The sequence below is a fragment of the Streptomyces sp. CB02056 genome (genome assembly GCF_001905545.1).
Classification (GTDB): domain Bacteria; phylum Actinomycetota; class Actinomycetes; order Streptomycetales; family Streptomycetaceae; genus Kitasatospora.
In genome coordinates, this window is sequence record NZ_LIPD01000001.1 from 33,646 (window position 1) to 52,438 (window position 18,793).

17 protein-coding genes are annotated in these 18,793 nt (G+C 72.3%); 16 read left to right on the forward strand and 1 reads right to left on the reverse strand.

Going from position 1 to position 18,793, the window contains the following annotated elements; genetic code table 11:
- Positions 1-160 precede the first annotated feature (160 nt).
- Positions 161-2,806 carry an aconitate hydratase AcnA gene (gene acnA / locus AMK13_RS00145; RefSeq protein ID WP_049648977.1) on the forward strand — a complete coding sequence of 882 codons (2,646 nt, stop codon included), beginning with the start codon at positions 161-163 and terminating at the stop codon, positions 2,804-2,806.
- A 192-nt stretch (positions 2,807-2,998) separates the two neighbouring features.
- Positions 2,999-4,306, forward strand: coding sequence for a glycoside hydrolase family 18 protein (locus AMK13_RS00150; protein ID WP_074000673.1), 1,308 nt, complete (start codon positions 2,999-3,001; stop codon positions 4,304-4,306).
- Between the two features lie 56 nt (positions 4,307-4,362).
- On the opposite strand, the gene AMK13_RS00155 is transcribed toward AMK13_RS00150, so the two are convergent.
- On the reverse strand, positions 4,363-5,409 hold the full coding sequence (locus tag AMK13_RS00155; RefSeq protein WP_074000674.1) for a LuxR C-terminal-related transcriptional regulator: 1,047 nt from the start codon (positions 5,407-5,409) through the stop codon (positions 4,363-4,365).
- A 138-nt stretch (positions 5,410-5,547) separates the two neighbouring features.
- On the opposite strand from AMK13_RS00155, the gene AMK13_RS43265 reads away from it, so the two are divergent.
- The 14 genes from AMK13_RS43265 (at position 5,548) to AMK13_RS00220 (ending at position 18,761) form a co-directional block, all read left to right on the forward strand.
- Entirely contained in the window at positions 5,548-5,706 is a 159-nt protein-coding gene (locus tag AMK13_RS43265) for a hypothetical protein (RefSeq protein WP_158077651.1), read from the forward strand.
- 116 nt (positions 5,707-5,822) lie between these two features.
- The gene (locus tag AMK13_RS00160) at positions 5,823-6,011 is read left to right on the forward strand and encodes a lysine biosynthesis protein LysW (protein ID WP_049648974.1); all 189 of its coding nucleotides are present in this window, start codon (positions 5,823-5,825) and stop codon (positions 6,009-6,011) included.
- Positions 6,008-6,877: a RimK family alpha-L-glutamate ligase gene (locus tag AMK13_RS00165; RefSeq protein WP_049648973.1), complete on the forward strand. Its 870-nt coding sequence runs from the start codon at positions 6,008-6,010 to the stop codon at positions 6,875-6,877. The genes AMK13_RS00160 and AMK13_RS00165 overlap by 4 nt, the downstream gene beginning before the upstream one ends.
- A gap of 14 nt (positions 6,878-6,891) precedes the next feature.
- A complete protein-coding gene (locus tag AMK13_RS00170; protein ID WP_049648972.1) occupies positions 6,892-7,521 on the forward strand; it encodes a DegT/DnrJ/EryC1/StrS family aminotransferase in 630 nt (209 codons plus the stop codon).
- Positions 7,521-8,840, forward strand: a complete 1,320-nt coding sequence (locus AMK13_RS00175; protein WP_074000675.1) for a DegT/DnrJ/EryC1/StrS aminotransferase family protein — start codon at positions 7,521-7,523, stop codon at positions 8,838-8,840. Before AMK13_RS00170 ends, AMK13_RS00175 begins: the two co-directional genes overlap by 1 nt.
- Positions 8,833-9,885 carry an N-acetyl-gamma-glutamyl-phosphate reductase gene (argC, locus tag AMK13_RS00180; RefSeq protein WP_074000676.1) on the forward strand — a complete coding sequence of 351 codons (1,053 nt, stop codon included), beginning with the start codon at positions 8,833-8,835 and terminating at the stop codon, positions 9,883-9,885. Before AMK13_RS00175 ends, argC begins: the two co-directional genes overlap by 8 nt.
- Complete coding sequence (locus AMK13_RS00185; protein WP_074000677.1) at positions 9,882-11,735, forward strand: M20/M25/M40 family metallo-hydrolase; 1,854 nt, start codon at positions 9,882-9,884, stop codon at positions 11,733-11,735. Before argC ends, AMK13_RS00185 begins: the two co-directional genes overlap by 4 nt.
- A complete protein-coding gene (locus AMK13_RS00190; RefSeq protein WP_049648968.1) occupies positions 11,732-12,550 on the forward strand; it encodes a transketolase in 819 nt (272 codons plus the stop codon). Before AMK13_RS00185 ends, AMK13_RS00190 begins: the two co-directional genes overlap by 4 nt.
- Positions 12,547-13,497, forward strand: coding sequence for a transketolase family protein (locus tag AMK13_RS00195; RefSeq protein WP_074000678.1), 951 nt, complete (start codon positions 12,547-12,549; stop codon positions 13,495-13,497). Before AMK13_RS00190 ends, AMK13_RS00195 begins: the two co-directional genes overlap by 4 nt.
- A 77-nt stretch (positions 13,498-13,574) precedes the next feature.
- Positions 13,575-14,828 carry an ATP-grasp domain-containing protein gene (locus AMK13_RS00200; protein ID WP_049648966.1) on the forward strand — a complete coding sequence of 418 codons (1,254 nt, stop codon included), beginning with the start codon at positions 13,575-13,577 and terminating at the stop codon, positions 14,826-14,828.
- Positions 14,825-16,174, forward strand: a complete 1,350-nt coding sequence (locus tag AMK13_RS00205; RefSeq protein WP_107418631.1) for a hydrolase — start codon at positions 14,825-14,827, stop codon at positions 16,172-16,174. The genes AMK13_RS00200 and AMK13_RS00205 overlap by 4 nt, the downstream gene beginning before the upstream one ends.
- Positions 16,171-17,427 (forward strand): MFS transporter, encoded by a 1,257-nt coding sequence (locus AMK13_RS00210; protein WP_074000679.1) that lies wholly within the window; start codon positions 16,171-16,173, stop codon positions 17,425-17,427. Before AMK13_RS00205 ends, AMK13_RS00210 begins: the two co-directional genes overlap by 4 nt.
- 69 nt (positions 17,428-17,496) lie before the next feature.
- A complete protein-coding gene (locus tag AMK13_RS00215) occupies positions 17,497-18,462 on the forward strand; it encodes an NAD-dependent epimerase/dehydratase family protein (RefSeq protein WP_049648964.1) in 966 nt (321 codons plus the stop codon).
- Positions 18,462-18,761: a putative quinol monooxygenase gene (locus AMK13_RS00220; protein ID WP_049648963.1), complete on the forward strand. Its 300-nt coding sequence runs from the start codon at positions 18,462-18,464 to the stop codon at positions 18,759-18,761. The genes AMK13_RS00215 and AMK13_RS00220 overlap by 1 nt, the downstream gene beginning before the upstream one ends.
- The last annotated feature ends 32 nt before the right edge of the window (positions 18,762-18,793 follow it).

The following is an 18,793-nucleotide window of genomic DNA, read 5'->3' on the forward strand; positions in this document are numbered from 1 at the left end:
TCTCGACATCGAGATAACTGCCGCCTAGGATATATCTCGACATCAAGATACTTGCCGAGAGGCGCTCGCCGGCGATGCGGGCAAGGCAAGCCTAAGTAAGGCTGACCTTACCACCGCGTGACGGCCGGATACCGCACGAAGCACCCAGAAGGAGTCAGTCGTGTCCGCGAACAGCTTCGACGCCCGCAGCTCGCTGCAGGTGGGCGACGAGTCGTACGAGATCTTCAAGCTCTCCGCCGTCGAGGGTTCCGCTCGGCTGCCGTACAGCCTCAAGGTGCTGCTGGAGAACCTGCTCCGCACGGAGGACGGCGCGAACATCACCGCCGACCACATCCGCGCCCTCGGCAACTGGGACGAGAACGCCCAGCCGAGCCAGGAGATCCAGTTCACCCCGGCCCGCGTGATCATGCAGGACTTCACCGGTGTGCCGTGCGTGGTCGACCTCGCCACCATGCGTGAGGCCGTCAAGGAGCTGGGCGGCGACCCGGCCAAGATCAACCCGCTGGCCCCGGCCGAGCTGGTCATCGACCACTCGGTCATCGCCGACAAGTTCGGCACCAAGGACGCGTTCACCCAGAACGTCGAGATCGAGTACGGCCGCAACAAGGAGCGCTACCAGTTCCTGCGCTGGGGCCAGACCGCCTTCGACGAGTTCAAGGTCGTCCCGCCGGGCACCGGCATCGTCCACCAGGTGAACATCGAGCACCTGGCCCGCACCGTCATGGTCCGCGGCGGCCAGGCCTACCCGGACACCTGCGTCGGCACCGACTCGCACACCACCATGGTCAACGGCCTGGGAGTGCTGGGCTGGGGCGTCGGCGGCATCGAGGCCGAGGCCGCGATGCTCGGCCAGCCGGTCTCCATGCTGATCCCGCGCGTCGTCGGCTTCAAGCTGACCGGCGAGCTGCCGGCCGGCACCACCGCCACCGACCTGGTGCTCACCATCACCGAGATGCTGCGCAAGCACGGTGTGGTCGGCAAGTTCGTCGAGTTCTACGGCGACGGCATCGGCTCCATCCCGCTGGCCAACCGCGCCACCATCGGCAACATGTCGCCGGAGTTCGGCTCGACCTGCGCGATCTTCCCGATCGACGCCGAGACCATCAACTACCTGAAGCTCACCGGCCGCGACGAGCAGCAGCTCGCCCTGGTCGAGGCGTACGCCAAGGAGCAGGGTCTCTGGCACAACCCGTCGCACGAGCCGGTCTACTCCGAGTACCTCGAGCTGGACGTCTCCACCGTCGTCCCGTCGATCTCCGGCCCGAAGCGCCCGCAGGACCGCGTGATCCTGGCCGAGGCCGCCGAGCGGTTCGCCGAGGCGCTGCCGACCTACTCCGCCGAGGCCTCGAAGCCGACCGCCGTCACCGCCCCCGACGGCTCGTCCTACGAGATCGACAACGGCGCGGTCGTGATCGCCTCGATCACCTCCTGCACCAACACCTCCAACCCCTCCGTCATGCTGGGCGCCGCCCTGCTGGCGAAGAAGGCCGTGGAGAAGGGCCTGCACGTCAAGCCCTGGGTCAAGACCACCCTGGCGCCGGGCTCCAAGGTCGTCATGGACTACTACGAGAAGGCCGGCCTGCTCCCGTACATGGAGAAGCTGGGCTTCAACCTGGTCGGCTACGGCTGCGTCACCTGCATCGGCAACTCGGGCCCGCTGCCCGAGGAGGTCTCGGCCGCCGTCAACGAGGCCGACCTCGCGGTCGTGTCGGTGCTCTCCGGCAACCGCAACTTCGAGGGCCGGATCAACCCGGACGTCAAGATGAACTACCTGGCCTCCCCGCCGCTGGTGGTCGCCTACGCCCTCGCCGGCAACATGAACATCGACATCACCCGGGACGCCCTGGGCCAGGACGCCGACGGCAACGACGTGTTCCTCGCCGACATCTGGCCGTCGGAGCAGGAGGTCGCCGACACCGTCGCCGGCTCCATCGACGAGGCCATGTTCGACAAGGGCTACCAGGACGTCTTCGCCGGCGACCACCGCTGGCAGTCGCTCCCGGTCCCGACCGGCAACACCTTCGAGTGGGACGCCGAGTCCACCTACGTCCGCAAGCCCCCGTACTTCGAGGGCATGGCCAAGACCCCGAGCCCGGTGACCGACATCGCCGGCGCCCGCGTCCTGGCCAAGCTGGGCGACTCGGTCACCACCGACCACATCTCCCCGGCCGGCAACATCAAGCCGGGCACCCCGGCGGCGCAGTACCTGACCGCCAACGGTGTCGAGAAGCGCGACTTCAACTCCTACGGTTCCCGTCGTGGCAACCACGAGGTGATGATCCGCGGCACCTTCGCCAACATCCGCCTGCGCAACCAGATCGCGCCGGGCACCGAGGGCGGCTACACCCGCGACTTCACCCAGGCCGACGCGCCGGTGTCGTTCATCTACGACGCCTCGCAGAACTACCAGGCCGCCGGCGTCCCGCTGGTCGTCCTGGCCGGCAAGGAGTACGGCTCCGGCTCGTCCCGCGACTGGGCCGCCAAGGGCACCGCGCTGCTGGGCGTCAAGGCCGTCATCGCCGAGTCGTACGAGCGCATCCACCGCTCGAACCTGATCGGCATGGGCGTCCTGCCGCTGCAGTTCCCGGAGGGCGAGAACGCCGAGTCCCTCGGCCTGACCGGCGAGGAGACCTTCTCCTTCACCGGCGTGACCGAGCTCAACGAGGGCCGCACCCCGAAGACCGTCAAGGTCAAGGCCGGTGACAAGGAGTTCGACGCGGTCGTCCGCATCGACACCCCCGGTGAGGCGGACTACTACCGCAACGGCGGCATCCTGCAGTACGTGCTGCGCTCGCTGATCGGCTGAGCATGAGCCTCTGAGGGGGCCGGACCGCATCCCGCGGTCCGGCCTCCTCTTTTTTGCGACGGCTTCTCGCACCAGCTTTTTGCATACTGCGCCGGTTGCGGTCGCCCCCTTGTGCGGTGAACGGCGGATGGACTAAACCTCTGTGCCATCTGGTCCAGACCATTTGACGCCGCTTCAGAGAACAGGTCCGGTATGCCCACTCGCGCCTCAGCCCTGCTCGCCGCCGCCACCGTCGCCGCGCTGCTCGCCGCCCCCGCCACCGCCAACGCCGCCGACGGACGGCACGGCCCGAAGCTGAAGGGCCAACGGGTCGGCTACTTCACCCAGTGGGGCGCCGACAGCTCCGCGAAGAGGGTCCAGGAGTCCGGCCAGGCGGCCAGGCTCACCGTCATCAACTACGCCTTCGGCAACGTCTCCGCCGAGGGCACCTGCTTCGAGAGCAACGAGGCCGGCCAGGGCGACGCCCGCAACGACTACCAGCGCTCCTTCTCCGCCGCCGAGTCGGTGGACGGCGTGGCCGACGCCCCGGGCCAGAAGCTGAAGGGCCACCTCAACCAGCTGCGCAAGCTCAAGGCGAAGAACCCCCAGCTGCGCACGGTCATCTCGCTGGGCGGCTGGTCCTGGTCCAAGTACTTCTCCGACGCGGCCGCCACCGACGAGGCCCGCAAGAAGTTCGTCTCCTCCTGCATCGACCTCTACGTCAAGGGCGACCTGCCGGTCCTGGCGGACTCCCCGGAGGGCGGCAAGGGCGCCGCCGCGGGCGTCTTCGACGGCATCGACATCGACTGGGAGTACCCGGGCGGCGGCGGGGACGCGGGCAACGTGGTCCGCCCCGAGGACGGGCACAACTTCACGCTGCTGATGCAGGAGTTCCGCGACCAGCTGGACGCGCTGAGCGGCCGGAAGGGCAAGAAGTACCTGCTGACCGCCGCCGTGGCCGCCAACGAGACGGTCGCCGACCGGCTCGAACTGCCGCAGCTGAGCGAGTCGGTGGACTGGCTGAACCTGATGACCTACGACCTGCACGGCCCGTGGGAGGGCAAGGGGCCGGCCAACCACCAGGCCCCGCTGTACTCCGACCCGGCCGACCCGGACCCGCGCCGGCGCAGTGCCGACCAGGCCGCCGACCACTACCAGGAGCGCGGCCTGCCCGCCGAGCAGCTGGTCCTCGGCGCCCCGCTGTACGGCCACGGCTGGACCGGCGTCGCCCCCGGCAAGCGCGGCGGGCTCTTCCAGAGCGCCACCGCGTCCGCGCCCGACCACTCGTACCAGGAGATCAACGCGCTGCCGGGCAAGGTCTACCTGGACCGCGACCACGGCGCGTCCTGGAAGTACGACGGCACCACGTTCTACAGCTACGACACCGCCGAGGTGCTCACCCAGAAGGCGCGGTACACGCGCTGGAACGACCTGGCCGGGGTGATGGTCTGGTCGCTGGACGGCGACGACGCCCGGGGCAGCGCGATCGCCGCGCTGGACCGCGGCCTGAGCCGCGACTGACCGCTCCCCCTCCCCGTGCCCAGGGCCCGCCGCGGACGCCCCCGCGGCGGGCCCTGCTACGCCGTGGGACCGGTCGGCCCGGCCGGCTGCTCGTGCGGGCCCCGGGGCTGCCGGGCGGGCGGCGGGGAGCCGTCCAGGATGCCGCTCTGCGCCGTCAGGTAGGCGAGCTGGGCCCGGCTGTTGCTGCCGAGGATCTCCGACACCCGCTTGAGGTGGCTCGCCACGGTCCGCGAGCTGATGCCGAGCCGGCTGGCGATCGCGGCGTCCGTGTAGCCGTCCACCATGAGCTGGAGCACCCGCAGCCGGGTCTCGTCGGTGAGCAGCGGCGGGCGCTGCTGGTCGCTCTCGTAGACGACCGGCGCGGCCCGCTCCCAGGCGTGCTCGAAGACCGAGGCCAGGAAGTGCACCACGCCGGGGTCGGTGACCTTGAGCGCGTGGTTGTGGTGTTCGAGCTCCTTGTCGGGGATGAACGCCACCGAGCGGTCGCAGATGATGAGCCGGTCGAAGACCTCGTCGACGGTCCGCACCTCGATGCCGGCCTCTGTGACGGCCTTGATGTAGTCCAGCGTCGGGTAGTGCGCCCGGACGGAGTGCTGGTAGAGCGTGCGCTGGCGGACGCCCCGCTTCTGCGCGTCCAGGGCCAGGACCAGCGATCTGGCGAGGACGTCGGTCGGCCGGCTGCCGCCCGGGTGCGCGGTGAGCAGCTCCCGCTCGGTCGCCTGGGTCGTCTCGGCCACCGCGGCGGCGATGACCGCCGCGCCGCTGAGCCGCTGGACGTTGTCCCGGCCCTCCCGGCGCAGCGTCCGGTAGACGCTCTCGACCTGGGACATGGCGGTCCGGATCGCGGCCACCTGCTGCTGCTGTTCGAGGATCTGCTGCTCCATCGGGTGCAGCAGCGCCGTGGTCGCGACCTCGGGCGGGACCGGCACCAGGACCGAGGGGTCGCCCAGCGCCGCCGTCAGCAGCCCCAGCTCGGTCAGGCAGGCGGGCGGCTCCGCCGTCGGGGCCCTCCCCAACAGGACGGCCTTGCGGTAGAACGTGATCCCCTCGTCACAGGGCCCGGGGTGGGCCTCCGGGCCACTGACGTCCGATATGTCGCACATGTGCCACCCCCTTCGGAATCTTGCAGTGCACGATCCTGAGCCATCGGATCTCTTCTGGCAAGGACCCATTCCCAGGCATTCTCTCTGTGTGCGGGGAAACCCCCCAGCACGAACGGATAGGTCTATCTAGGGGTGGAAATGAAGATCATGCGGTTCCCGGGTCGAATCCTCGCGTCCTTCGTTATGGCCGCCGTCGCGGTGATCGTCGTTTCCGCCGCGCCGGACGCCCCCAGCAGCGCCCCCACCGCTGCCGCCAGCGACGTGGCGCTCCTGCCGGGCGACCCCGGCTGGGCCTGATCGGCCGGGTGGGAATCCGCCACCCCTGGACAGTAGCGCCGATCCGCCGACCTGCGGGAGTGCTGCGAATCACGTTTCGCGGATATCGGCGCGCCGACATTCAGAAGGAGAGAGAAATGACCGCTGCGATTGCCGTACCGAAATGCCTGGTGTGCGACACCGACTTCGAGGTCGACGAGGCCTGGGAGCGGGGCGAGGTGACCGAGTGCGCGGCCTGCGGCCAGGAGCACGAGGTCGTCGAGAAGTCCGAGGCCGGCGTCCGCCTCGACCTGGCCCCCGAGGTGGAAGAGGACTGGGGCGAGTGACCTCCTCCGGCCGCGTCCTGCTGTCGGCCACCATGCTGCGCCCCGAGGAGAAACTCCTCCTCGGGGCGTTGCGCGGGGAGGGTCTGACGGCGACTCCACTGCTCATGGAGGATCTGGCCGACGTGGTGGCGGGTCGTACCGACCCGCCGGCCCTGGCCCTGATCCGCAACCTCTCGCACCGGGACGCGATCAGCGTCTCGTGCCGCCTGGAACACGCCGGGATCACCACCCTCAACCGGGCGTCGACCATCGAGACCTGCAACGACAAGGGCCTGCAGGCCCTGCTCTTCGCCCGGCACGGCATCCCCCACCCGCACACCCGGCACGCCTTCAGCTACGACCAGGTGCGCGCGATCGTCGCCGAGCTGGGCATGCCGGCGGTGGTCAAGCCGGTCAGCGGCTCCTGGGGGCGCGGTGTCACCAAGCTCGCGGACGCCGCGTGCCTGGAGGCCTGGGCCGCCGGGCGCGAGTCCGTCGACGCCGCGGGGAAGCTCTTCCCCGTCATCGTGCAGGAGTACATCGACAAGCCCGGCCACGACCTGCGCGTGGTCGTCGTCGGGACCACCCCGGTCGTGGCGATCCAACGGGTCTCGGACGACTGGCGCACCAACACCCACCTCGGCGCCGAGGTGCGGCGCGTCGACATCACCCCGGAGATGGAGAAGCTCTGCGTCCAGATCGTCGACGTGCTCGGCCCCGGCTTCTACGGGGTCGACCTGGTGGAGGACCGGACCACCGGTGACCTGCTCGTCCTGGAAGTGAACGCCAACCCCGAATTCGCCCGCTCCTCCGCCCTGCACGGAGTGAACGTCGCCGGCCACCTCGCCTCCTACGTGGCGGGGCAGCTGACGGCCGCGGCCGTGTGACCCGGAGAGGAACCATGGAACTGTTCGACACCGCGACGGTGCTCGCCCGCGTGCTCACCTCGGGCGTGGTCATGAGCATCGAGAAGAGCGACCGTGAACTGCCCGCCCTGGAGCGGCTGCTGACCAAGCGGACCGGCCGGGCCAAGGCCGTCCTGCTGAACAGCCGGACCGGGGCCCTGCACGCGGCCCTGGCCGGCCAGGGCATCGGCCACGGCGACACCGTCGCCCTGGCCGGGCCGGACGAGGCCACCACGGCCTTCCTGGCCTGGCTCGGCGTCACCGTCGAGGGGCAGGCCCCGGCCGCCTTCGACCTGGTCTCGCTGACCCCCGAGAACGCCGGCCGGCTGGACGAGCTGACCGCCGAAGCCACCGCCCCCGCGCTGGTGGTGGACCTGAGCGGGCTCGGCTTCGGCCCGGCCGCCGCCGTGCTCACCGACGACGAGCGGCTCTGGGCCCGGGCCGAGCGGCTGAAGATCTTCGGCGCCTACGACCTGCGCACCATGTGGACCCAGCAGGAGGCCGACGAGGACCTGGTGCCGGGGGTGCAGTTCAACTACCGGCTGAGCCCCCTGGTGGCCGGTTGCGTACGGATGGCCCTGACCCACGCGGCTCGCCCCGCCGCCGCAAGCTCCGGAGCACGCTGATGATCACCGACTTCCCGAACTCGCCCCTGCCCCTGCCCACCGAAGCCGACCTCGCCGACGAGCTCGCCGCCCTCGGCGGCGGCGCGATGATCCCCAAGGCCCAGCGCCGCACGCTCTTCCCGATCATCACCAAGGAAGACGTCTTCAACCTGATGCTCGCCCAGCGGCAGTCGCCCGACAAGGTCGTGGCCGACTTCGCCGAGGCGTACCGCGCCTACGTCGGCGCCGAGTACGCCCTGCCCACCGCCAGCGGCACCTCCAGCCTGCACATGGCCCTGGTCGGCGCCGGCGTGCAGCCCGGTGACGAGGTGATCGTCCCGGCGTTCACCTTCATCGCCACCGCGCAGGCCGTGGTCGCCGCCCACGCGATCCCGGTGTTCGTCGACATCGACCCGGACACCTACTGCATGGACCCGCGGGCCGCGGCCGCCGCGATCACCCCCCGGACCAGGGCGCTCATGCCGGTGCACGTCCACGGCCTGCCCGCCGACGTGCCGGCCCTGCGCGCCCTGGCCGACCAGCACGGCATCGCCCTCGTCGAGGACGCCTCGCACGCCCACTCCGCGAAGATCGGCGACCGGGTGGCCGGCTCCTTCGGCGACGCCGCCGGCCAGAGCCTGATGGCCGACAAGAACTTCCCGCTCGGCGGCGAGGGCGGCATCGCCTTCTACGCCACCGAGGAGGCGTACGGCCGGGCGGTCGCCTACCTGGAGCGCCACGCCATCGACTACGGGATGTCCTGGGTGGCCGCCGCCTTCGGCACCAGCCAGCTGGCCCGGCTGCCGTACTACGACGAGATCCGGGCCCGCAACGCCGCCCTGCTCGGCGAGGCCCTGGCGGGGACCGGCCTGTTCACGCCGCCGCACGTCCCGGACGGGCACGTGCACGCGTACAACATGTACCGGACCACCCTGCACCCGGAGGCCGTCGGCCTGGAGGACCTGCCGGTGCACGCCGTCAAGGAGGCGGTGCACGAGCTGCTGGTCGCCGAGGGCGTGCCGGCCCGCGAGTGGCAGAACACCCCGATCCCGTGCCACCTGCCGTTCCGGCACCGCGACGGCTTCGGCAACGGCTACCCGTTCTCGCTCAACCCGGACGCCGTGCGCGACCACCGGCCGGAGGACTTCCCGGTCACCCTGGGCATGCTCGACAGCACCCTGGTGCTCTGCCGCGAGCTGCGCTCCCCGGTCGAGTACGAGCGGATCCTGCGCTACGCGGACGCCTTCCGGAAGGTCGCCCGGCGCCCGGACGCCATCCGCAAGCTCGTCGAGAGCGGCGACCACCGCCGTCCGTGGGAGAAGGCGGCCCGCCTTGGCTGACCAGAAGATCCGCGTCGCCGTCATCGGCGCGAGCGGCTACACCGGTGGTGAGGTCATCCGGCTGCTGCTCGAACACCCCGGGGTGGAGCTCGCGTTCCTCTCCGCGGAGCGCAACGCCGGTGCCACGGTCGGCAGCGTCCACCCGTGGCTGCGCAACCACCCCAGGGCCGGCTCGCTGACGCTCCGGCCGCTGGCGCAGCTCGCCGAGGCCGGCCCCGTCGACGTCGCCTTCGGCTGCCTGCCGACCGGCACCCTGCCGGAGCAGCTGCCGCTGATCGCCGACAACGCCAAGCGGGTGCTCAACCTGGGCGGCGACTTCCGGCTCCGCGACGGCGACGACGTCCGGACCCACTACCCGAGGACGGCCGCGAACCCGCCGAGCGAGGATTTCGCCTACTACATACCGGAGTTGAGCCCCGAGGTCCCGCAGGAGCGGTTCATCAGCCTGCCCGGCTGCATGGCCGTCACCACCATCTACGCGCTCTACCCGATGTTCGCCGCCTCGCTCGCGACCGACCGGGTCGTGGTCGACGCCAAGACCGGCTCCACCGGGAGCGGTCGCGGCGGCGGCGAGCCGCACGCCGAGCGCAGCGGCAACATCCGGGTGCACAAGCTGCACGGGCACCGGCACGCCCCGGAGGTCCAGCAGGCGATCGCCGACCTCACCGGCGCCGCCGTGGACCTGCGGTTCTCCACCCACAGCCTGGACGTGTCGCGCGGCATCATGGTCACCGCGTACACCGAACTGCGGGACGGCGTCACGGCGTTGGACGTCAAGCGGGCCTACGCCAAGGCGTACCTCGGCAAGCCCTTCGTCCGGGTCCGGCCGGCCCCCAAGGCGGCGCAGGACTTCCCGATGCTCAAGGCGGTCGTCGGCTCGAACGTCGCCGAGGTGGCGGTCGCGGTGCGCGGCGACCAGTGCGTCGCGGTGGCGGCCCTGGACAACCTGATCAAGGGCGCGGCCGGCCAGGCGATCCAGGCGATGAACCTGATCTCCGGCCTGGACGAGACGACCGGACTGCCCACCACGGCGGTGTCGCCGTGAGCCGTCCGCTGTACGTGATCAAGGTCGGCAGCGCCACGCTCGACCACGGCACGATCCACAAGGAGCTGGCCGACCTGGTGGCCCGGGGCGCCCGGGTGCTCCTGGTCGCCGGCGGTGCCACCGGCATCGAGGCCCACTACCGCGCGATCGCCCGCCCGATGCCGCAGCTGCGGCTCGCCAACGGCGACGAGGTGCGCTACTGCCCGCCCGAGGAGATGACCCACCTGGTCGACGCCTACGAGCGGGTCACCCTGCCCGCCGTGGAGCGGGAGGCCCGGGCCCTCGGGCTCGGCGTCTTCACCGCCGTCGCGGCGCGCGGCGCCCTGGTGACCGGCCGGGCCAACCGCCCGCTCAAGGCGCTGTCCGCCGAGGGCCGGCCGATCGTGGTCCGCGACCACCGGGCCGGCGTGCCCGCCCAGGTGGACACCGCCCGGCTGAACGCCCTGCTCGACACGTACGACCTGGTCTGCCTGTCCGCGCCGGTCGCCGACCCGGACGGCGGCGCCCCGCTCAACGTGGACGCCGACGTGCTCGCGGCGGTCCTCGCCAACGCGCTGGACGCCGACCACCTGCGGCTGGTCACCGGCACCGCCGGACTGCTGACGGACAAGGACGACCCGCGCTCCACGCTGGCCGACGCCTACCCGGGCGACGGAGCGCGGTACGCCGCGGGGCGCATGCGGCAGAAGGTCCGCGCGGCCGAGATCGCCCTGGAGGGCAGCGCCGACGTGGCCATCACCGGGCCGCACACCATGTCCGAGCCGGCCAACTGGACCAGGTTCTGGCGGGTGCGCGAGCCCTCCGCCGACCTGAGCCTGCTGACCCGGGTGGTCTCGGTGCCCTCGGTCTCCGGTGACGAGGCCGAACTCGCCACCCTGCTGGCCGAGTGGTGCCGCGAGCGCGGCATGGACGCCGCCGTCGACGAGGCGGGCAACCTCGTCGCCAGCCGCGGCATCGGGCCCCGCCGGCTGCTCCTCCTCGGCCACCTCGACACCGTGCCGCACCGCTGGCCGGCCGAGTGGCGCGAGGGCGAACTGTGGGGCCGCGGCAGCGTGGACGCCAAGGGCTGCCTGGCCAACTTCCTGGAGGTGCTCGCGCACGCGGACATCCCTGAGGACGGCCAGCTGTGCGTGGTCGGCGCGGTCGAGGAGGAGATCTCCTCCTCCAAGGGCGCGTTCCACGTCCGCGACCACTACCCGGCCGACGCGGTCGTCATCGGCGAGCCCAGCGGCTCGGAGAAGCTGACACTCGGCTACTTCGGGCTCTTCAAGCTCAAGGTGACCGCCTCGGTGTCCAGCGGCCACTCGGCCGGACAGGACGCGGTCTCCGCCCCCGACCTGCTGATCGAGGCGCTCGGCGGCATCCGGACGGCCGTGCTGGCCCACGCGACCGACGCGCTGAGCGCGGTCATCGAGATCAGCAGCCGGACCGGGCGCGAGCACCACCACGCCACCGGGATCCTCAACTTCCGGGTGCCGCCCACGGCCGACCTCGACGCGCTGCGCTCAGCGGCGCTCGACCAGGTCCGGCCCGGGGTGGAGATCGAGGTGCTGCGGGCCACCCCCGGGTACGTCGGAGGCCGCTCCAGCTCCCTGGTCAAGGTCTTCAGCCGGGCCTTCGCGGACACCGGCGTCCGGCCCCGCTTCGTCGTGAAGAAGGGCACCTCGGACATGAACACCCTGGCCACCACCTGGCGGGACGTGCCGATGGTCGCGTACGGCCCCGGCGACTCCTCGCTGGACCACACCGACGAGGAGCGGATCGGCGCCATGGAGTACCGCACCGCCCGCTCGCTGCTCGCGGACGCCGTCAACCGGTGGTTCGCCCTGCCCGAGGGGAGCCGTCGATGAGCACCCTGCTCGCCCCGCCGCAGACCGGGGACGACCTGCTGGCCACCCTGGCCGACCGGGCCGTACGGGCCCGCCGGCTGGTGGTCGACATGGCCGCCGGGCCGCGCGGCTGCCACCTCGGCGGCAGCCTGTCCGTCCTGGACATCCTGATCGCCGCGCTGCACCGGGCCTCGGCCGGGGACGGCACGGAGGTCGTGCTCAGCAAGGGCCACGCCGCCGCCGGGCTCTACGCGGCCCTGCACGTCAGCGGCGTCCTCCCGGAGGACCCGACACCGCGCTACGGCCTGGCGGGCGAGCCGTTCACCGGCCACCCGGGCCCCAAGGTCCCGGGCGTGCGCTTCCCCACCGGGAGCCTCGGCCACGGCGTCCCGTACGCCGCCGGCTGGGCGATGGCCCGCCGGATCGGCGGCCGGAGCGGACTCGGCATCGCCGTCGCCGGCGACGGCGAGCTCCAGGAGGGCCTGGTCTGGGAGACCTGCCAGGTCGCCGTGGCCCAGGAGCTGGGCAACTTCGTGCTGGTGGTCGACCGCAACGGCGGCCAGAACGACGGCATGGTGGCCGACATCTCGCCGCTGCCCCGGCTCGCCGAGCGGTTCGCCGCCTTCGGGTTCGAGGTCGCCGAGACCGACGGGCACGACCTGGCGGCGCTCACCGGGCTGCTCGCCGGGGACCGGGCCGGGGCCCGCAGGCCGCTGGCCGTCATCGCGAACACCGTCAAGGGGAAGGGCGTGCCCGCCGTGGAGGGCAAGGCCGGCTCCCACTACGTGACCATCGACGCCACGCGCGCCGCCAAGTGGAAGCGAGCGATCCGATGACCCTCTCGGGCCGTGACGCCTACCGCGACGAGCTGACCGGGCTCGCCGCCGAGGACGACACCATCCTCTGCCTGGAGGCGGACCTCGGCGGCAAGGGCCACCCGTTCCAGGCGGCCCACCCCGACCGCTTCTTCAACCTCGGCATCGCCGAGGGCGCCATGGTCGACATGGCGGCGGGCCTCGCCGCGGGCGGGTACAAGCCCTTCGTCAGCACCTTCGCGCCCTTCGCGGCGCTGCGCGCGGCGGAGAGCCTCAAGCTGACGCTGGGCTACCTGAACGCCGGGGTCACCGTGGTGGCGCCGTACGCGGGCGTCTCCGGCGCCTGGTTCGGCACCACCCACCACTGCCTGGAGGACCTCGCCGTCCTGCGCAGCATCCCGGGCGTGGTCATCGCCGCCCCCTACGGGGAGGCGGAGATGCGTGCGGTGGTCCGCGAGGCCGTGCGCTCCGGCCGGCCGCACTACATCCGCACCGGGCGCAACGCCCAGTACCGCTCGCTCAACTGGGAGGGCGAGCGGGCGCCGCTGGTCACCTGGGAGTCCCGGGCCGAGCCGGGCGAGGTCTGCCTGGTGTCGGTCGGCGAGGAGGGCACCCGCCTGGCGCTGGCCGCGCGGGAGGCCCGCCCCGGCACCGGCCACGCCCACCTGGTCTACCTGGACCACCCGAACCTGGCCCGCGCCGCGGCCGAACTCTCCCGCCGCCACCGGCGGTTCGTCGTGGTCGAGGAGCACCGCGCCCAGGGCGGGGCGGCCGAGGCCCTCGCGCTGCTGATGCCCGGGTGCGAGGTCACCGCGGCGAGCGCGGACCTGACCTGGCCGTCCACCGGCGGCGACCACGAGGAGGTCATGGCCGCGGTCGGGCTCACGCTGCCCGCCGTGCTCGCCGCGGTGGCCCGGGCCGGCGGCGCCGGCCGGCTGCCGGCCGCCTCCGGAGCCTGCGTCCGCTGAGCCGCCGGGGCCCGCGTCCGCCGCGCCCCCGCCCCCGTCATCCCCTGATCCGCCACAGTCCGACAAGGAGCACAGCCATGCACATCCTCATGATCGAGTGCAACCCGAACGGGATCGCCGGTATCGCGAACGCCCTGGAACTGGGCCACGACGTCACCCTGGTCTCGGTCGACCCCGACTTCTACCTCAGCGTCTCGCCGCTGACCGAGGCCGCCTACGCCCACCCGAACTGCCAGGTCGTCAAGAGCGAGCAGGCCTTCTCCCTCGACGAGCTGACCGACCTGGCGCGGCGGCTGCACGAGGCCAAGCCGATCCACGGCGTCACCACGTACAGCGAGTACCACACCGTGCACACCGCCGCCGTCGCCGAGGCGCTCGGCCTGCCCGGCATGAGCGTCGACGGCGCCCGCAACGCCCGGCACAAGCACCTGACCCGCACCACCCTGGCCGGCACCGGCATCCGCCAGCCGCGCTTCGCGGTGGCCACCGACCCGGCCGAGGTGGAGGCCGCCGTCCGCGAGGTCGGCTTCCCCTGCGTGGCCAAGCCCTCCGACGGCACCGCCAGCCTCCACGTCCTGCACCTCAAGGACGAGGCGGACCTGCGCGAGTACCTCGCCGAGCTGGCCCAGGTCGCCGACTACGGGCGCGGCGTCGTGCGCATCCCGGAGATCGTCATCGAGGAGTTCGTCACCGGCGAGCTGATCTCCGTCGAGTCCTGCGTGCTCGCCGGGGGAGAGGTGGTCAACCTCGGCCTGACCGACCGCTCGCTCAGCGGGTTCCCGTACTTCATCGAGATGGGCCTCACCTACTTCAGCGGCCACCCGCTCCAGGAGGAGCTGTTCGCCGCCACCACCGCCGTGCTGAACGGGCTCGGCGTGGACTTCGGCTTCATCCACACCGAGTGGCTGCTCGGCCCGGACGGCCCGGTGCTGTGCGAGGTCAACGGCCGCCTGGCCGGCGGGATCGTGCCGACCCTGATGGAGATCACCTCCGGCGTGGACCCGTACCTGGAGGTCATCCGCCAGGCCCTCGGCGAGCGGCCCGAGCTGGCCTTCCCCCGCGAGACCACGGCCAGCGGCCACTGGTTCGGCTCCCCGGTCGCCGGGACGGTCGAGGCGATCGGCTTCGACGCCCTCACCGACCTGCCCGGCTTCCACAGCGCCCTCGGCTACAAGAAGCCCGGCACGGCCGTGAACCGGCTGTCCCGCAGCAACTTCGACTGGATCGGCCACATCATCTTCACCGGCGGCGACCGGGACGAGGCCGCCAAGCGCTGCCAGGACGGCCTGGACCGCATCGACCTGCGCCTGTCGGTCGAGGTGGCCCGGTGAGCGCGGCCACCCCCGAGCAGCGGCGGCCCGCCGTACTGTCGGGCGTGGCCGTCCCCGCCCTGGACGCCGAGGCGCTGTTCGACGTGACCGTCGAGGACGGGGTCTTCACCCGGATCGAGCCCTCGGGCACCCGCCGCGGCGACGAGCCGGAGCTGTGGCCCGGCTACACCGAGACCCACGCCCACATCGCCCTGCCCGCCAACTTCGACGACACCGCCGAGGACCCGCGGATCATCGCCCTCCAGTACCTCTACCACGGCGTCACCCACGTGGTGGACATGTTCGGCTACCCGATGGTGGCCGACGCCTGGGAGGCCGGCCGGGCCGCTTCGGACCTGCCGTACCCCGAACTGGTCCACTGCGGCTACGCGGTGACGGCGATGACCAACGCGGCGGGCCTCTCCGGCCACGGCGTGGAGTTCCCGACCCCGGTGTACATGCTCGCGGTCGAGGCCGACCTCGACCAGGCGCTGCGCAACAACGCCGAGCGCGGCGCGACCTTCCTCAAGGTCATGTTCACCGACGGCACCGAGCAGCCGGGCTCCAAGGTGCGCTTCTCCCGGCTGTCGGAGCGGGTGCTGCGGTTCACCGCGCGGATCGCCGCCGAGCGCGGCATCACCGCGGTGATCGACTGCAACACGCTGGAGGAGACCCGCTGGGCCTACGACTGCGGCTTCCGGCTCTTCGCCCACACCGTCCGCGACCGCACCCTCGGCGACGCCGAGTGGAAGGACCTGGCCGGCGCCCGGTTCGTCTCCACCCTCTCCGGGCTGCGCCCGATGGTCATGACGGCCGACGACTTCCTCGCCGCGTACGGCCGCGAGGGCTTCGCCGAGACCCAGGACGTCCGCAACCTGGACGCCGTCCGCGGCCTGGAGCAGCCGTACGGGATCACCTACGGCCTCCAGGAGACCCGCACCGGCGCGCTGGGCGACATGCGCCGCAACGCGCTGGCCGCGCTGCGCGAGGGCAACCTGCTGGTCGGCACCGACTCGGGCAACACCGGCGCCTACCACGGCTACTCCCTGCTCGGCGAGCTCGACCTGCTGCGCGGGGACGACCCCTCGCTCGCCGACGCGCTGCGCCACCAGGCCACCGTCGGCGGCCGGCGCTACTTCGACGAGCTGCGCGGCGAGTCCGGCGCCGCCCACCCGATCAGCGTCGGGGCGCCGGCCACCTACAACCTGCACGCCCCGGGCCGGCCGCTCTCCGCGCTGCCCACCGCCACCGTCGTGCGGGGGACACCGATCGACCGCGATGCGGTCGCCCGGGCCATCGCCGGGCTCCGCGCCGCCGCGGCGGCCGGCACGACGACGCACGACACGAAGGAGGGGGCGGCCCTGTGACCGTCGACCGCAAGCGGGCGCTGATCGGCGTCAACGCCGGCATCCTGCTCGCCAACACCGGCAGCTACATCTGGTTCCCCGTGCTGGTGGCCTCGCTCGGCGGGGTGGACAGCGGCTTCTGGGCCGGCGTCGTGATGGCCATGACGTACGTCGGGCGGCTGCTCGCCACCTTCTTCTACGAGGGCGTGGCGCTGCGCATCGGCATCCGCGGTGCGGTCTTCCTCGGTACCGCCCTGGAGGCGGTGGCGCTGGGCCTGATGGGCTTCGGCACCGGGGTGCTGGTCTACGCCGTGCTCGCCTTCTTCATCGGCTTCGGCTCCGGCACCTCCTTCCCGGGCCTGAAGAACGTCCTCGCCTCCTACCCCGACGACGAGCGCCCCAAGGCCTTCTCGACCTTCCAGATGGCCGGTCAGGTGGGCGTGTTCGGCGGCGCCATGCTGGGCGCCGTGCTCGCCGACGTCGAACTGCGCACCCTGTTCTCGGTGGTGTTCGCGATCTTCCTCGCGTTCTGCCTGGCGGCCTCGTCCTTCATCCCCCGGGACGGCTTCCAGCCCCCGGCGCCGGTGGAGCCCGGGGCCGGGGCGGCGGCCCGCAAGCCGCTGTTCTCCACCGCGGTGTTCAAGGGCATCGACATCCGGGGCGCCACCCGCTACTTCCTGCTGTCGGCGGTGTTCTGGTTCCTGTCGATCGGCTTCATCGTCGGCATCCCGCTGCACATGGAGCGGTACGTGCCGCAGTGGGCGCCGTCCTCGCCGTTCTGGATCACCGGGCTGAGCATCCTGGTGCTCCAGTACCCGGTGTTCAAGTTCCTGATCGGCCGGTTCAGCCCGGCCGTGGTGATGGCGATCGGCCTCACCGGCATGACGGTGGCGTTCACCGCCCTCGGCGCGGGGCGCGGCGCGGCCTGGGTGGTGGTCGGGGCGCTGACGGTGGTGCTGGGCGAGATCCTCTTCGTGCCGTCCTTCGACATGTGGATCGCCCGCAAGGTCCCCGAGCGCCAACTCGCCAAGGCGATGGGGGCGATGCACTTCTTCCGCAGCGCCGGGAACATGGCCGGCTCGGTGCTCGCCGGTGTGCTGTTCGACCTGTCGCGCTCCGCCGGGGTGCCGGGCGCGAACTGGTACGTCGACGCGGTGGTGGCCGCCGGCTGCGCGGTGGTCTGCCTGGTGGGCCGGGCGGAGGGCACCGAGGCCGCGGCGGCCCAGGAGGCGGAGGCGGGCACCTCGGACGCCGTGGGCGCCGCGTCCGCCTGACAGAACCCGAGCGGTCGCGCGTCGCGGGGCCGCGGACGGAACGAGAGAGAAAGAGACAGGAAAGAGCAGATGGCAGACATTTGCGTCATCGGCGGGACCCGCTACTTCGGCAAGCTGCTGGTGCGCCGGCTGCTGGCGGCCGGCCACCGCGTCACCCTCGTCACCCGCGGCCGGACCCCGGACCCGTTCGGGGACTCCGTCCGGCGGCTGCGCGCGGACGTCAACCGTCCCGGCGAGCTGGCCGAGGCGGTCGCCGGGGAGCGGTTCGACGCCGTGGTGCACCAGATGTGCTACACCCCCAACGCCGCCGTGGAGGCCTGCGAGGCCTTCGGGGACCGGGCCGGGAAGCTGGTGCTGACCAGCACCATCGAGGTCTACAACCGGGACACCTTCCGCGGGCCGGTCGCCGCACCGGAGTTCGGCGCGCTCGCCCGCGAGGAGGAGCTCGACCCGGCCGGCTACCCGTACGACCTCACCCTGCCCTGGCAGGACGACGACTACCTGGAGGCCAACTACGGCGAGGGCAAGCGCCAGGCCGAGGCCGCGGTGACCGACCGCGCCCGGGTACCGGTGCTGCTGGCCCGGGTGGCCCACGTGCTGGCCGAGGAGGGCGACTTCACCGGCCGCTACCGCTTCCACGTCGACCGGATCCGGGACGGGCGGCCGATCGTGGCCCACGCCGGGCCGGGCCGGACCTCGCTGGTGCGGGCCGAGGACGCGGCCGGCTTCCTCGCCTGGGCGGCCGTGAACGAGGTGACCGGCGCGGTCAACGTGGCCTCCCCGGACACCGCCGACGTCTACGATGTCGTTGCCTCGGTGGAGGGGGCGACCGGGCTGACGGCCCAGGTCATCGAGAAGGAGGACCCGGCGGGCGACCCCGACCTGTCCCCGTTCTCCTGCCCGGCCGACTTCGCGATGTCGGCCGACCGGGCCGCCTCGCTCGGCTACCGGTTCACCCCCATCGCCGAGTGGCTGCCCGCGCTCGGCCGGGCCGCCGCCGCCGACACCGATCCCACCACCGCCAAGGAGCAGTGATGTTCGACCTCATCGTCATCGTCAGGGTCACCGAGCCGGACGGCGTCCCGGCGGTCGCCGACGCCCTGGCCCGGATGCGGCCGCTGTGCCTCGCCGAGGACGGCTGCGTCAGCTGGGAGGCGTACCACTCGCAGGACGACCCGGGCCGCTTCGTCCTGGTGGAGCGCTGGGCGACCCGGGAGGCCTGGGAGGCGCACGACGGCGGCGACGCGATCCAGAAGGTCTACATCCCGGACATCCTGCCGCGGGTCGAGCGCGAGGTGCACCCCAGCGTTCCGGTCTCCGTGAGCGCCGGCTGAGCACCGGCTGAGCGCCGGCTGGGTGCACCGGC